The organism is Amedibacillus sp. YH-ame10 (assembly GCF_053848885.1).
The window spans coordinates 16,369-30,571 of the sequence record NZ_JBSPFA010000032.1 but is presented as its reverse complement, the minus strand read 5'-3'; the positions used below and the strand labels follow the sequence as shown (position 1 = coordinate 30,571).

The window sequence follows — 14,203 nt, the reverse complement described above, 5'->3', positions numbered from 1 at the left end:
CATTCTTAATTCAACCTTTCTCATAATGACCTCCCTTAAGGAGATATTATATACTTTTATTAAATTACATTGGGACATTTTCAATATTGATACATTGAGACATTATCATTTTCGAATGAGATTCGAAAGAAAAAGTTGTTAAAATAAGTTGACAAGGGCTAACTTTTTGTATATACTTTAAGAGAAGTTAGATAAAACTAACAATTAGAGAGATGGGTTCCTTTCCCGTTATTCTTCCTTGAAACTTTACAACCAAACCTCTAACTTCTTAAATGACAGTGTGTACGCTGTCATTTTTCCTTTGTGTCACGCAGGGCATACAACTAGGGGTAAGGTCCATCATGGATATTTGTATTGAAAACTTCTAGCCAAAGAAAACAGTTTATTCATATGGAAGATACGAAAAGAAATATAGATGTTGAAATCGTAAAGAATATTGAGAATAGCTGGGAATGTGATGTATCGTTATACGTGAACAATCATCTTTGAAACTATCTTTAATACTGTAAAAGATTATTTTGCTTTTGCGTATTTAGAATGATAATATATATATAAGGAGAGTTCATGAAAAACGAATTATGATCTTCATAAGTCGCTCAAATTTAAGGGCAGAAAGAGGATGAAATATGAAAAAAACATTATTTTTATTGTTATCCATCATGCTTTTAGTTGGCTGTTCAAAAGTTGAAAAATCTACTGAGGTTACAGTTAAGGAGTGTGCAATCAGCGAGAAAAAAGAGTCTTTGAAAATAGTTATAGAACATATCACACCAAAACAATATGATGTTGTGTATACTGCTTATTTGTTCCTTGATGAGGATGAAAATGTTGATAAAAATTTATCTACTGCTGTAGATGTGGAAATTGTAAAAAATCATACGGTCGTTGGGACAGACAACTCATGGGGAGATTCCCATGTTCAAACCTTTACATCATTTGATAAAGATGACAGGTTTACTCTTATTGGTAATATAGCTTATGAGAACGGATCTGAGAAATATAATGAAGAAGATATTATTGAAATGAAACTGCAAAAGTCTGATGGTAAATACAAAGTAGATATTGTTGACTTTACTACATTAGAGTGACCTGAGTTTTATTATCTTAAAAATCATTTGGATTACTATATTTGATACTGATTGTGAACAATAGGGGGAACCCAGGTTTAACTACTTGGATATACTCCTATTTTTCTTATGATTTTCTATAAATATAGTATTGTTTTATACTGCGTAATGCTATCTATTGATATTCATCCTTGAGAAAAAAACGGCAACTTTTATCTTATGTTTTCTTTGTTGTTTTAAGGAAATTGTTCTATCAAAGTTCAAAAAGGATATAAGGAAAACAAATTCTAAGATATAATTAATGTATTAGTACAAATAAATCATATAGTGAATAGACAAAATGAAAAAGTATGGTACTATAGTAAAACAGAACAGGAGTGATGTATATGGCATTTTTACCAACAACACGAGAAGAGATGATTGAACAGGGGTATGAGTATTTTGACTTTGTATATGTATGTGGGGATGCTTATGTGGATCATCCTTCTTTTGGGTGTGCAATCATTACACGTGTCTTACAAGCATATGGGTATACTTGCGCCATTTTAGCACAACCTGATTGGCATAATGATGAAGAATTTTTACAATTTGGTGAACCACGTTTAGGATTTTTGGTTTCTTCTGGTAATATTGATTCCATGGTAAATCATTACTCCGTTGGAAAGCGTAGAAGAGATAGCGATTATTATAGTGATGAAGGGGTTATGGGAAAACGACCAGATCGTGCTACAATTGTGTATACACAGATTTTGAAGCGTTTATTTCCGCATAAGGCAGTTATCATTGGAGGGATTGAGGCAAGTCTAAGAAGACTTTCTCATTATGATTATTGGGATGATAAAGTACGACGTTCTATTCTTATTGATTCTCAAGCAGATTTGTTATTGTATGGAATGGGAGAAAATAGCATTGTAGAACTTGCGGATGCGTTGAATAGTGGTTTAGAAGCAAAGGATATTTGTTATCTTCGTGGAACTGTTTGGAAAAGTAAGTCCATTGAGTACTTGAGTGATTATGTTATGTTACCAAGTTTTGATGAAGTAGTGAAGGATAAAAAGACATATGCGAAAAGCTTTCATGTTCAGCATGAAAACATTGACGCGATAGCAGCGCATGTGTTAGTAGAGCCTTATGATGGATGGTATGTTATTCAAAATCAACCTCCATTGCCTTTGTCGCAAGAAGAAATGGATTTTACATACTCCTTACCATATGAGAGAACGTTTCATCCAAAATATAAATACATACCTGCTATTGAAGAGGTACAGTTCTCCATTGTAAGCAATCGAGGGTGCTTTGGTTCTTGCGCATTTTGTGCGATTACGCATCATCAAGGTCGTGTGATTTCCACGCGTAGTAAAGATAATATCGTAGAAGAAGCTAAACGTATTACAGAAATGCCGAATTTTAAAGGATATATTCATGATGTTGGTGGTCCTACTGCCAATTTCTCTCGAGAAGCATGTGATAAACAACGTGAATATGGAGCGTGTAAAAACAAAGAATGCTTATTTCCGAAACCTTGTGATAATATGAAAGTAGATCATTCTCGTTACTTAGATATTTTACGTGCGATACGAGAGCTTCCTAATATTAAGAAAGTATTTATTCGCTCAGGCATTCGTTATGATTATTTGATGTATGATAAAAGCGATGAGTTCTTCGATGAACTTGTAAAACATCATATCAGTGGACAATTAAAGGTGGCACCTGAACATATTAGTCCTGCAGTATTGGATAAAATGGGAAAACCTAGAAAAGAATTATATTTAAAATTTGTTGAAAAGTTTAAGGCAAAGAATGAAGAATTCCAGATGAATCAATTTATTGTGCCTTATTTGATGAGTTCTCATCCAGGTTCCGATTTACATGCGGCAATTGAACTTGCTTGTTACTTAAAAAAGATTCACTACACACCAAAACAAGTACAAGATTTCTATCCAACTCCAGGTACACCAGCAACCTGTATGTATTATACGGGATTGGATCCAAAAACAATGAAGCCTGTGTATGTCGCAAAAACATATGAAGAAAAAGCAATGCAAAGGGCACTTATGCAATTTACATATCCAAAGAATTATGATTTGGTTCATAAAGCATTAAAAGAAGCGGGACGAATGGATTTGATAGGGAATGGACCAAAGTGTTTGATTCCATTTCATAAATCTGGAAACTCTTTCCAACACAAACCTTATGGGAAAACGAATCAAGGGAATGCAAAGGCATATCCTAAGAAAAAGCGATAGGTGAAGTAAATGAAGATTTTTAGAGAGCTTATTATTGTATTTGGAGTGTATTATATCGGAGAGTTTTGTGCCAAAGTGTTTGGTTTAGTGATACCAGGTAGTCTGATTGGTATGGTATTATTGGTTGTACTGTTACGTTTTCGTGTGGTGAAGTTAGAATACATTAATAGTGTATCTGATTTTTTGCTGGGACATCTTCCATTCTTCTTCATTCCTGCGGGGGTGGCGTTGATTTCTGTGTTTCCCATCATTGCGAAGAATTGGATTTGGATTTTATTGTTGTGTGTAATTACAACCTTTCTTACAATGGGGATTAGTGGTTGGAGTCTACAACACTTTATGGAGAAGAAAACAAAATGATGGATGCATGGCTACAATCGCCCATGTTTGGAATCTTGTTATCGCTCGTTGCGTTTGAAATTGGGTTGTATATACAAAAGAAAACAAAGCTAGTGATTTTAAATCCATTATTGGTTGCGATTATATTGATTATTATTTGTTTATTATGTACGGGTATAGATTTGAAAACATATCAAATAGGGGGAGATATGATCAATCTATTTTTAGGACCTGCGACAGTGGTACTGGCAGTTCCACTGTATCAACACTTGCATAGTTTAAAGAATTATTTCTTTCCTATTATGATAGGGATTGTTGCGGGTGTGATTAGTGGTTTATTGAGTACTGCACTGTGTGCATATTTGTTTCATTTTGATGCGAGTATTGCGGCAAGTTTGATGCCAAAATCAATTACGACTCCGATTGGGATTGAATTAAGTGCAGAATTAGGAGGGATTCCTGCTATCACTGTATTGACAATCTTGATTACTGGAATCATAGGAGCGGTGATGTCTGATTTTGTATTTCGTTTATTTCGTATCAAATATCCGATTGCAAGAGGTATTGCATTAGGGGCTAGTGCACATGCAATCGGTACGACAAAAGCGATTAGTATGGGGAAGGTTGAAGGGGCTATGAGTTCCTTAGCTATTGGGGTTACAGGGATTCTTACGGTTTTGTTGGCGCCAACATTTTGGGCATTGATACAACAGATTTTCAACTAAAGAAGAGGCAATTTGAATGCCTCTTTTATAATTCTTCGCTAATTTGTGATAATACATCCTGTGTAAGTTCATCACTTTCCCCATGAACAGGTAAGCCCATCATGCGTTGAAATGCTTTTATTGCATTTCTTGTTTGTTCATCATAGGTGTTTGTGAGGGATACACTAGGCATGGCAGGATACACGCTCGCAACACTTTGTAGTTGATTTTGTAAATCTGTTATGGAAGTCAATGAAGAATTACTTCCATTTTCTATTTGCTGGGCAGTTTTAAATATGCTATCCCATGTAGAAGGACCTACAATTCCATCCACTCCTAAATTAAAGAGACTTTGATATTCACGTACGGCATCTTCTGTACGTGAGCCAAAGATTCCATCCGCTACTACAAGAGGAATACTAGGGTATTGTTTGTTGATGGTAATCAAAGCATTCTGTAAAGCAAGAACGCTATCTCCTACACTTCCAAGTTGCAAAGGTGTTCCAGGGTAAGGGGGTGTATTCGTATTTGGTATCTGATTCTCTATAGATGTGTATATTTCATAAATTCTCTCCCAAGTAGCTTGTCCAACAAGTCCATCGGCAGTAAGCCCAAATCTTCTTTGGAAGGCAAGTACGGCATTTTCTGTAGTACTTCCAAATCTACCATCAATGGATACTGTTGGAATCTCAGGATAAAATAAAGAAATAGAAGAAAGGTAGTATTGCATAAGTTGCGTTTCTACGCCGCGATTTCCAACACGTAATACGCTGCCTTGCCACTCACCACTATATAAGTTTGCTAAATGTCCCAAAGAACCTAATTCCGCTAACTTTCTTACAGCTACATAAACAAAGCTTATTTTGTAATATGTGGCTCTTCCTACAATACCATCTACGGTAAGATTGAATTGTCTTTGAAATACACGCACAGCTGCTTCCATGGTGGGAGTAAAGATACCGTTCACTGGAAAAATAGGTTTGATATTAGGATAGTTGATGGCGATGCCATTCAATTGGGCTTGTAGTTGTGATACCACAGGACCTCGATCCCCTAGACGTAATGGAGTGCCTGGATAAGACGATTGAATTGCCTGAATATTATCACTGGATATGATACGCACTTGATCTCCATAATAATAACGTAAAATGCGCAATGCATCATATCCACGATTCGCAAGGTCTAAGGTACCCCATTGTTTCATGCCAGGACATTGTGCGATTTTTCCATCACAATATTCCGCATAGAATGGTTCTTGAAAGTTTCTTTTCTGCAAGTATTCATTAAATACTTCATCAACAATCGCAGAAATATTGTCATAAATATTACGATTCTTTACGAATGCCTGGTCATAAGCAGTCGAGTTGGTAATATCGAAATTGTAGCCCTGACTTGGATACCATTCAGTAAATACTCGATTTAATACCAATGAAATTTGTGCCCAGATGTTGGCTTTCAGTGCTTCATACGGCCAGGTAGGATAAACTTCTGAACTTGCTACATTTTTCAAATAGTATATAAATGGTACCGTCAGGTTTTCAGCGTTACTAGTAGGTCTTCCTAAATGAACGGTAATATTTGTTGGGATGATGACTTCACGTAACATGATGGTCTTTCCTCCTTGTAGTTCCATGGAAGGTGAACTGGCTCTACATTCACTTTGCGAAGTTTGTAATTGATGCATAGGGATTATAGAAACATAGTCCTCATGAAACAAATTTTGTTCGCAAGGAATCATAGGGATAGATATGGTAGAATGTATGTTCGCAAAAACTTGAATACCTTCGATTCTTTGCGTTCTAAATCCAAGCTTACGCACCTCTAAATGATACGTTGCATAAGCTTCCTTTGCACCTTCTGTTAAGGCATCACAAGATGCAGGTACAAAGAGTGCAATGTCCATACTCATCCCAGTCTTATCGCTCATAAAAAAATCTTCATAGACTAGACAACCATTCTTCTTTTGAAAGATACGAAGATACACTTCACCAATAGGAAAAGCTTCACTTGTAATGGTTGTCTTTATCTGTAAGAATCCAGTTGCGATACGATCACCCCCTACATTACGGTATGTGAGTTGGGTAAAATGGCATGGTATGAATGCCTATGGAGGTAGAAATTTGTAAGAAAAATGCTACGATAGAAATCCATCGATGTGGTATAATAAACATGTTGATAAAGGAGTGAGCAATATGCCAAATATTATCACGCATAAATTATTCGCAGAACGTGTGTTTACACAATTACGTAAACAAGATATTAAAAGAATTATTGAACAACATCCACAGATTTTCTATATAGGATGTAATGGGCCAGATTTTTTATTCTTTTCCAATAGTAAGCCATGGCATGCTCATCGCTCTCATAAATTGAATCGATTAGGTAGTCAAATGCATGCAAGCTTGATCAATGAATTTTATAGCACGGCAATAGAGTGTGTAAAACAACAACAAGATGAAGTTACGAAAGAAACTATGATGGCGTATCTGTTTGGTCATTTATGCCACTGGGCACTCGATAAAACTGCACATCCCTATGTTTTCTATCGTACGGGAAACTGTAAAGGTTTGAGCGCAGGGTATCATCATCGATTTGAATCCATGATGGATACCATGATGCTAGATAAAGTAAAAGGCATTGATATTACAGAATTTAGAAGTCATGAGATGTGTGCTTATGATGAAGATATGTTAAAGGCAATCGCTCGTATATATGTACCAGTCGCAAAGAAGGTATATCATACGGAAGTGAAAGTAAATGAATTGCGTAACGCGTTAGATTCTTGGCAAGATATTCAAAAGATGTTATACGATCCAAAACATATCAAGTATTATGCATTGAAGAGTGTGGAAACGATATTGCGTAAACCTTGGGCAATCTCTGGAAATGTTGTGAAACGTAAGATTGATGATCGATTTGATATTTTAAATGAACATCATACTCTTTGGTTTCATCCTTGTGATGATCATATCTCAAGTAATGCATCGTTTATGGAATTGTTTGAAGAAGCCGCAGATATCGCACTTTGTGTGATTGAAAAAGCATATGGTTGTATCGAATATGGTGCACCTACAACTACGTTGTGCGAGGAACTACAAGATCAAGCATACGATAGTGGTATGAGCGGTGAACGCGAAATGAAGTTTTTTGATATTATTTATGAAGCATAACATCTGTACCAAGTACAGGTGTTTTCATATAGTATAGAATATATAGGAGTGTGAAAAAAATGGAAGTATTCGATATGCATGCAGATATTGGGTATGATGTCATGCAAAAAAGAAAACAAGGATATCATGGAGATATCCTAAAAAGATTTCATGTAGATAAATTAAGAAAAGGAGGCGTAAGCTTTCTTTGTATGGCCTGTAATTTTGAAGGAGAAGAATCTTGGCAAGATATGCAAGAAATGATCCTTGCTTTAAAAGAAGAAATCGCAAGTTGTGAGGATGTAGATTTAATACTTGATAAAGATACGCTACTTCTCGATAATGGACACATAAAGGCAATCATTACTGTTGAAGGAATGTGTGGAATACGAGAGGATGCTGGTTCAAAGGTAGAATGGTTGTACCAACAAGGCGTACGTATTGCATCCTTATGTTGGAATGATGAAAATGCATTAGCAAGTGGTGTACGAGGAAACAAAGAACATGGACTTAGCGAAATGGGGAGAGAAGTCATTGAAAAAATGATGGAATTAAATATGGGCATCGATGTATCTCATGCCAATGAGAAAACGTTTTGGGATATTATGCAATATAAAAATGCAGTTGTACTAGCTACTCACTCAAACGCAAGAGATCTATGTGAACATCCTCGCAATTTATACAAAGATCAAATGAAGGCGATTCAAGAACATCAAGGAATTATAGGAATTGTTAGTGCACCTTTCTTTGTTCACGAAGATAAAGAAAAACAGGATATGAAGCATATGATCGAACATATGAAGTATATTGGAGATGTCATAGGAATGGATCGTATCTGTCTGGGTCTTGATTATATGGATTTCTATGAAGGATACGATGAAATACATGTAAAAGATTTGAATGATGCGTCGTTTACACAAGCGTTACTAAAAGAAATGGATAAAGAGTTAGATGAAATCAATGTTGCGATGATTGCACTAGGGAATGCGTTACGCTTTCTTGCGAAAATAATATAAAAAGGGATGGTATAGGAAATCATATGATGATATTCTATACCATTTTTTATGCAAACTGAAATATGTCTTTTGGTTCAATGAACGCAAGGTCAAAGAGTGAATATCTCTTTTATAAGATAGATTCTAAAGAAATCTTAAGTAACCGCAGTCTATATCAAATGGTAAGATATAATAAAGAAAAAGGAGTGAAATTATGTTGTCGAAAATACTGGTTGTTGATGATCATAAAGAAATAAGGGAACTCGTATCTATCTTGTTATCAGGTGAAGGGTATGCAGTCTACGAAGCTCAAAATGGAGAAGAAACGATAGAGATGGTAAAGCGTGATATGTATGATGTCATAATTTTAGATGTGATGATGCCTTTTATGGACGGATATCAGACATGTACTAGGATTCGTGAATTCAGCAACGCACCTATTTTATTTCTGAGTGCGAAATCACAAGAAGACGATAAGATATTAGGTATCGACTGTGGTGGTGATGATTATTTAGTGAAACCTTTTTCTTATGTTGAATTATTAAGCAAAGTAAAAGCTCTTATTAGAAGGTATCACGAATATAATAGGGAAAGAGTAGAACAAAATTCTATTCAATTTATTCACGGAATTAAAATAGACAAGGCAACAGAAAAAGTATATAGGGATCAAAAAGACCTCAACTTAACGACATTGGAATTTGATATTCTTGCATCATTTATCAAAAGACGTGGAGAGATTATTACAGTGAAAGCGTTATATGAAACTGTTTGGGGAGATAATTATTACTTCGGCGCAAATAATACAATTATGGTACATATTGCAAATCTTAGAAAAAAAATAGAGGTAGATCCACAAAATCCCAAAATTATTAGAACAATTTGGGGAAAGGGGTATCGCTGTGATTAAACAAATAGGGAAAAAATGTATTCGAATCTACGGATTTCTTTGTATACTACTTCTAAGCTTTTTTATTACGTACTCTTATCGTTACGATCTCTTGGACATGCTCAAAAAAAATAACAACATCTCATTTTCAATCTCTCGTGAAGATATGGATCACCTTTCGAAAGAGTTTATAGGAATAAAAGCAGAAAATGATAACATAGATATCATAAAAGAAGTTATGGAAAAATATCTTCCTGATTATACATATATTCTCTATGTGATAGGAAATGATGAAAATCCTTTTCGGCTTTATTCAGATGGATATGCCCCAACGAAGCACTCTACTAAATATGCGCAAAGTATTCGAATTCCTTTTAGTAATGATGTTATTAGTATTGACCTTTATCCAAAATTCACAAAGTATTTGATATCCTATCGATGTTTAGCATTTGTGATTTCATTTCTAATCACTTTTCTTTGTGGCTGTTTATACAGACATATACGTAAGAAAATCGAAGATGCAAAAATATTTGAAAGGCATGTGAATTCTACAAGATTACGCTTTTTAACGAGCCTATATAGCAAACTAGTATTATTGAATCTTTTTTCTGTTTTGATTGCACTCGGCTTATTCTTGTTTATGTTTGAAAATCGATATATTTTTTTTGAATATATGGCGGAATTTCATTCTCCAAAACATGAACCGTCTGTGTATATTCAACGCATGAAAGAAACCTTAGTGAATGTTCCTTTAGAAACATTTAGTGATAAGGAAGTTACAAAGTTGTTAACAAGCTTGAATTTAGAAAACTATGAGAGCTATTTGTATGATGAATATGGAAATGATTATTATGCAAATAATCCAGATATCCAAGGATATAAATGGTTTTTAAAGGACACCAATTATGATATAAAAATTATAACAACACCATATTTTTATAATCTACCAATCTCTACTAAAAATCAAACATTTCAATTACTTATTTATGACTATCCTGTAGTTTCTTATATGAACATCTATTTGATTATGATTTCGATGATATCTTTAAGCTTTTTTCTAATTGTATTGTTTCATTTTGTGTACAAAAAAGTTAGAGAAATTATGAAGTTGCAAAATGATATTCAAATGCTAGCTACTGGGATTTGGGAGTATGAAATTATCACGAAAGGGGATGATGAACTTGCCTCGCTAGGCTATCATATAGAACAAATGCGACTATCACACGTAGAAACTCAAAACAATGAAGAAAAAAGGAAAGAAGCAAATAAGAAATTAATAGAAACTTTATCTCATGATTTACGAACTCCTTTGACAGCTTTAAAATCATATATTGAAATTATGCAATTACAAAAAGGAAATCCTGAAAGGTATGCAGAATATCTACAAAATTGTATTGGAAAAATAGATGAGATTAAGAAACTTTCAGATGAAATGTTTATGTGTTCTTCTGTGCCTGACAGTAAGAATGAAGTCGATATGAAGTATGTTTCATTGGGGGATGTATTCGCTTTATTGAATGAGAACAAAGAATATTTAGAAATAAAAGGATTTTGCTTAGATATAATAAAGAGTATAGATATAAGTTTGGATATTTATGGAAATGTAAATCTTATGAAACGTATATTTAATAATATCGTTTCTAATATCATCAAATATGCAGAACCTTCTAAGCCAATTATATGTAGCTTCGAACTATATAATAAATATATTATGCTTGCATTTAAAAATCAAAAGAATAAAAAAAGAGACGATTATAAAAGCAGTCATTTAGGCTTAAAAAGCATTGAAAAAATGATGCATTCGATGCAAGGGGAGGTGGAGTTATTCGATGAAGAGTGCTTTGAAATTAAACTTTACTTCAAGATAGAGAGATAAAATCATACTATACATCAAACCAAACTAAAAAAAAGATAGATTCTTATGCTTGAAGCTAAATACAAATCGAAAGGTTTAAGTTTTGAATTTAGTGCAGCAATAGCTAAGAAAATGTAAAAGGTCACCACACAGAATGTTATAAATGAAACTTATTCTATGTGGCGACCTTTTACTTGATACGTAAGGACGCTAGTTTAACTTGTAAAGCATCACGAGCTTCTTGTAAATCATCGATATGTAATACCGTTTCTTCCATAGGGCACATACCATCTTTTTTACGATTTATGATATATGGGACTTTTTCTGAATATTGAATTGGAATTTGATGGGTAATAAAAAATTGATAGGCATGTTCACTGATTACCAAAGTTTCTACTTCTTTAACACCACCAAGGACCATCATCATTGCGGCAGCTTTTCCAATGACTTTGTCCGCAACATAACTATCTTTTAATTTTCCTTCCTCAAGGAATTGTAAGATAGGCAATATGCCATGTTTTACCTCTGTATAAATATTTCCATTTTGTGATAGGACGCAAGAATATTCATTACTTGTGAGTATGTGCATTAAATTTTCCATAGGCTTCCTCATTTCCGTTCTATAACTTTACAAAAAATGTATAAAAAAAGCGATCAACAGGAGTCGCCCGATACAACTATAGTTTACCACAAAATTTCACAAAATGTAAGACTATTAAAACCATTTTTTTAACGTATAATATGTTTATAGAAACAAGGAGGGATTTTATATGAAAGTCCAAATCTACGGCAAGAACATTACAGTTACACCGGCAATCGCTGAGAAGATCGAGAAGAAGCTAGATCATCTTGAAAAGTACTTCATGATCGAAGAAAACGTTGTCGCTAATGTAGTTGTTCGAGTTTATCCAACCAAACAAAAAATTGAGGTGACCATTCCTACGAAATTTGCGGTACTTCGTACCGAAGTCGTACATGATGATTTATATGCGGCAATTGATTTAGCAATTGACAAGTTAGAAGATCAGATTCGTCGTCAAAAAACAAGACTTACTAGAAAGAATAAAGAGAAATTAGCTCATGCATTCTTAGAAGAAATGGAATTTGAAGAAAGCTACAATGGAGAAGATGAAGTCGTACGTACAAAATCTATTATTCCAGATACAATGGAATTAGATGAAGCAATTATGCGTATGGAAATGTTAAATCATAATTTCTTTATTTATCGTGATGATGAAACTCATGAAATTGCAGTTGTTTATAAACGTAACGATGGCGGTTATGGTTTGATTGAAACAGAATAAGTTTATAAGAGTCTCTAAGAGGCTCTTTTCTTATGGAATAAGGGATGATACAATACAAGAAAAGGGGAGGTGTTCTTATGTTTATGAGACCAGCTACTAAGGAAGATGTCCAATCATGGAAAGAAATATTCGAACAATATCATCGCTTGATTACACCATCACGAAAATCCGCTCAAGAAATGATTGCTTATCTACAAGAAAAGTATGCATGTATTTCGTTTGAGAACGAAGAGTGGCAACAAGCTATTCAAAAAGAAGTTTTGATGAATGAACACAATCTAGAGAAAGTACAACCGAATACACCAATGTGTGTACAACTTTATCAACTTGAAGATAATGCTAGTTCGCATCATGTATTTGAACAACGAGCGGAGGTGTTTAAAGAAAGTGAGATTTTTGTTGGCGTAGAGATGAATAGTGGATACTTTCATATAGAGGGAAGTGATGTTCTATATGATGAGCTATTTGTTTATCAAGGTTTAGATGAACAAGATATAAAGAACCCATTTCTAGTAGCTCAATATGTAGAATTGTGTCATAAATTTGCGGTAGAGATTGTATAATCCTATCGCTTTTCTATCTCTAACTATCTCTTCTTTTATAAGGAACAAGCAGAATTCAAAATTAACGGTTGAAATATACGGAGAAATTTGGTATTATAGTTAGGCACTAAAAGAAACTTCTGTCTACATAGCTCAGCTGGATAGAGCACACGCCTTCTAAGCGTGCGGTCGCAGGTTCGAATCCTGCTGTGGACGCCATTTATAAAACAACCTGATAATCTTCAGGTTTTTTTATGCAAATTAATGAGTTGGCATACATGTGGCAGATACTATTATGATAACTCCATTTGAATAGAACATATTGACAAAACACACATTGGATAGTAATGTAAACAAAGAACATATTTCTCAAATACTTGTTGCCACTTGAAGAGTAACTAAAATAAGATCAAGTTCAAATGTGTGTCGCTACTCGATATGCGACTCATCAAAAGGTCGAGTTCAAATATTTAAATGGAAAAAGTTAAATTTGCTTAAAATTATTGACATTCTTTTTTGTTTGATATACTATTGATTTGTAAAAGGACTGTAACTCTTCGGGAGGCATAACCATACAATGTATCGTTTTGATATTTTTGGTTGCCATGTGGAGAGTTTTTTTGTTATTCTGGGAGGTGATACACATGTGGTTTAATAAATCTGGTAAGTATGATGTATATGCGCCTGTAAATGGAAAATGCATCGATATAGAATTGGTAAATGATCGAACATTCGCTGAAAAAATGCTTGGTGATGGAGTTGCAATCATTCCTAGTAATAATGTGATTTGTTCACCAGCAGATGGAGAAATTATTATGTTATTCAATACATTACACGCATTTGGTATTCGAATGAAAAATGGTAATGAATTGCTAATTCATATTGGAATTGATACTGTTGAATTGAATGGTGAAGGGTTTACTGCTTGTAAATGTCTTCATGAAACTGTGAAAAAGGGACAAGAAATTATTCGCTTTGATGGCGATTTCATGAAAAAGAAAAACATAGATATGACAACAATGATTGTTGTGACAAAACAAGTGGGTAATACATATCAAAAAGAATGCATAGATATGCTTGTTTCAAATGAAGATTGTATTTTGAGAAATATGTGAG

General features: G+C 34.1%; 13 protein-coding genes and 1 tRNA gene. 12 read left to right on the top strand and 2 right to left on the bottom strand.

Features of this window, described 5'->3' with window-relative positions; translation table 11 throughout:
* The first annotated feature begins 626 nt into the window (after window positions 1-626).
* The 4 genes from ACWG42_RS12495 (at window position 627) to ACWG42_RS12480 (ending at window position 4,377) form a co-directional block, all read left to right on the top strand.
* A complete protein-coding gene (locus tag ACWG42_RS12495) occupies window positions 627-1,088 on the top strand; it encodes a hypothetical protein (RefSeq protein ID WP_455792795.1) in 462 nt (153 codons plus the stop codon).
* A 365-nt stretch (window positions 1,089-1,453) separates the two neighbouring features.
* Window positions 1,454-3,313, top strand: coding sequence for a YgiQ family radical SAM protein (locus ACWG42_RS12490; RefSeq protein WP_455792793.1), 1,860 nt, complete (start codon window positions 1,454-1,456; stop codon window positions 3,311-3,313).
* Between the two features lie 9 nt (window positions 3,314-3,322).
* The gene (locus ACWG42_RS12485) at window positions 3,323-3,673 is read left to right on the top strand and encodes a CidA/LrgA family protein (RefSeq protein ID WP_455792792.1); all 351 of its coding nucleotides are present in this window, start codon (window positions 3,323-3,325) and stop codon (window positions 3,671-3,673) included.
* Window positions 3,634-4,377 carry an LrgB family protein gene (locus tag ACWG42_RS12480; RefSeq protein WP_455792790.1) on the top strand — a complete coding sequence of 248 codons (744 nt, stop codon included), beginning with the start codon at window positions 3,634-3,636 and terminating at the stop codon, window positions 4,375-4,377. The genes ACWG42_RS12485 and ACWG42_RS12480 overlap by 40 nt, the downstream gene beginning before the upstream one ends.
* Before the next feature lie 25 nt (window positions 4,378-4,402).
* Here the strand turns inward: ACWG42_RS12480 and ACWG42_RS12475 are convergent, their stop codons facing one another.
* Window positions 4,403-6,283 (bottom strand): peptidoglycan-binding protein, encoded by a 1,881-nt coding sequence (locus ACWG42_RS12475; protein WP_455792789.1) that lies wholly within the window; start codon window positions 6,281-6,283, stop codon window positions 4,403-4,405.
* A gap of 265 nt (window positions 6,284-6,548) precedes the next feature.
* On the opposite strand from ACWG42_RS12475, the gene ACWG42_RS12470 reads away from it, so the two are divergent.
* The 4 genes from ACWG42_RS12470 (at window position 6,549) to ACWG42_RS12455 (ending at window position 11,262) form a co-directional block, all read left to right on the top strand.
* A complete protein-coding gene (locus ACWG42_RS12470) occupies window positions 6,549-7,526 on the top strand; it encodes a zinc dependent phospholipase C family protein (protein ID WP_455792788.1) in 978 nt (325 codons plus the stop codon).
* Between the two features lie 59 nt (window positions 7,527-7,585).
* Window positions 7,586-8,521 carry a dipeptidase gene (locus tag ACWG42_RS12465; protein WP_455792787.1) on the top strand — a complete coding sequence of 312 codons (936 nt, stop codon included), beginning with the start codon at window positions 7,586-7,588 and terminating at the stop codon, window positions 8,519-8,521.
* Between the two features lie 193 nt (window positions 8,522-8,714).
* Entirely contained in the window at window positions 8,715-9,407 is a 693-nt protein-coding gene (locus ACWG42_RS12460; RefSeq protein ID WP_455792785.1) for a response regulator transcription factor, read from the top strand.
* A gap of 97 nt (window positions 9,408-9,504) precedes the next feature.
* Entirely contained in the window at window positions 9,505-11,262 is a 1,758-nt protein-coding gene (locus ACWG42_RS12455) for a histidine kinase dimerization/phospho-acceptor domain-containing protein (RefSeq protein ID WP_455792783.1), read from the top strand.
* A gap of 169 nt (window positions 11,263-11,431) precedes the next feature.
* On the opposite strand, the gene ACWG42_RS12450 is transcribed toward ACWG42_RS12455, so the two are convergent.
* Window positions 11,432-11,842: a DUF1893 domain-containing protein gene (locus tag ACWG42_RS12450; protein WP_455792781.1), complete on the bottom strand. Its 411-nt coding sequence runs from the start codon at window positions 11,840-11,842 to the stop codon at window positions 11,432-11,434.
* A 169-nt stretch (window positions 11,843-12,011) separates the two neighbouring features.
* Between ACWG42_RS12450 and hpf the strand changes: the two genes are divergently transcribed.
* The 4 genes from hpf (at window position 12,012) to ACWG42_RS12430 (ending at window position 14,202) form a co-directional block, all read left to right on the top strand.
* A complete protein-coding gene (gene hpf, locus ACWG42_RS12445; protein WP_455792779.1) occupies window positions 12,012-12,545 on the top strand; it encodes a ribosome hibernation-promoting factor, HPF/YfiA family in 534 nt (177 codons plus the stop codon).
* 77 nt (window positions 12,546-12,622) lie between these two features.
* The gene (locus tag ACWG42_RS12440) at window positions 12,623-13,108 is read left to right on the top strand and encodes a hypothetical protein (RefSeq protein WP_455792778.1); all 486 of its coding nucleotides are present in this window, start codon (window positions 12,623-12,625) and stop codon (window positions 13,106-13,108) included.
* A gap of 121 nt (window positions 13,109-13,229) precedes the next feature.
* Window positions 13,230-13,306 (top strand) — tRNA-Arg (locus ACWG42_RS12435).
* 425 nt (window positions 13,307-13,731) lie between these two features.
* Complete coding sequence (locus ACWG42_RS12430) at window positions 13,732-14,202, top strand: PTS sugar transporter subunit IIA (RefSeq protein ID WP_455792777.1); 471 nt, start codon at window positions 13,732-13,734, stop codon at window positions 14,200-14,202.
* Window position 14,203 lies beyond the last annotated feature (1 nt).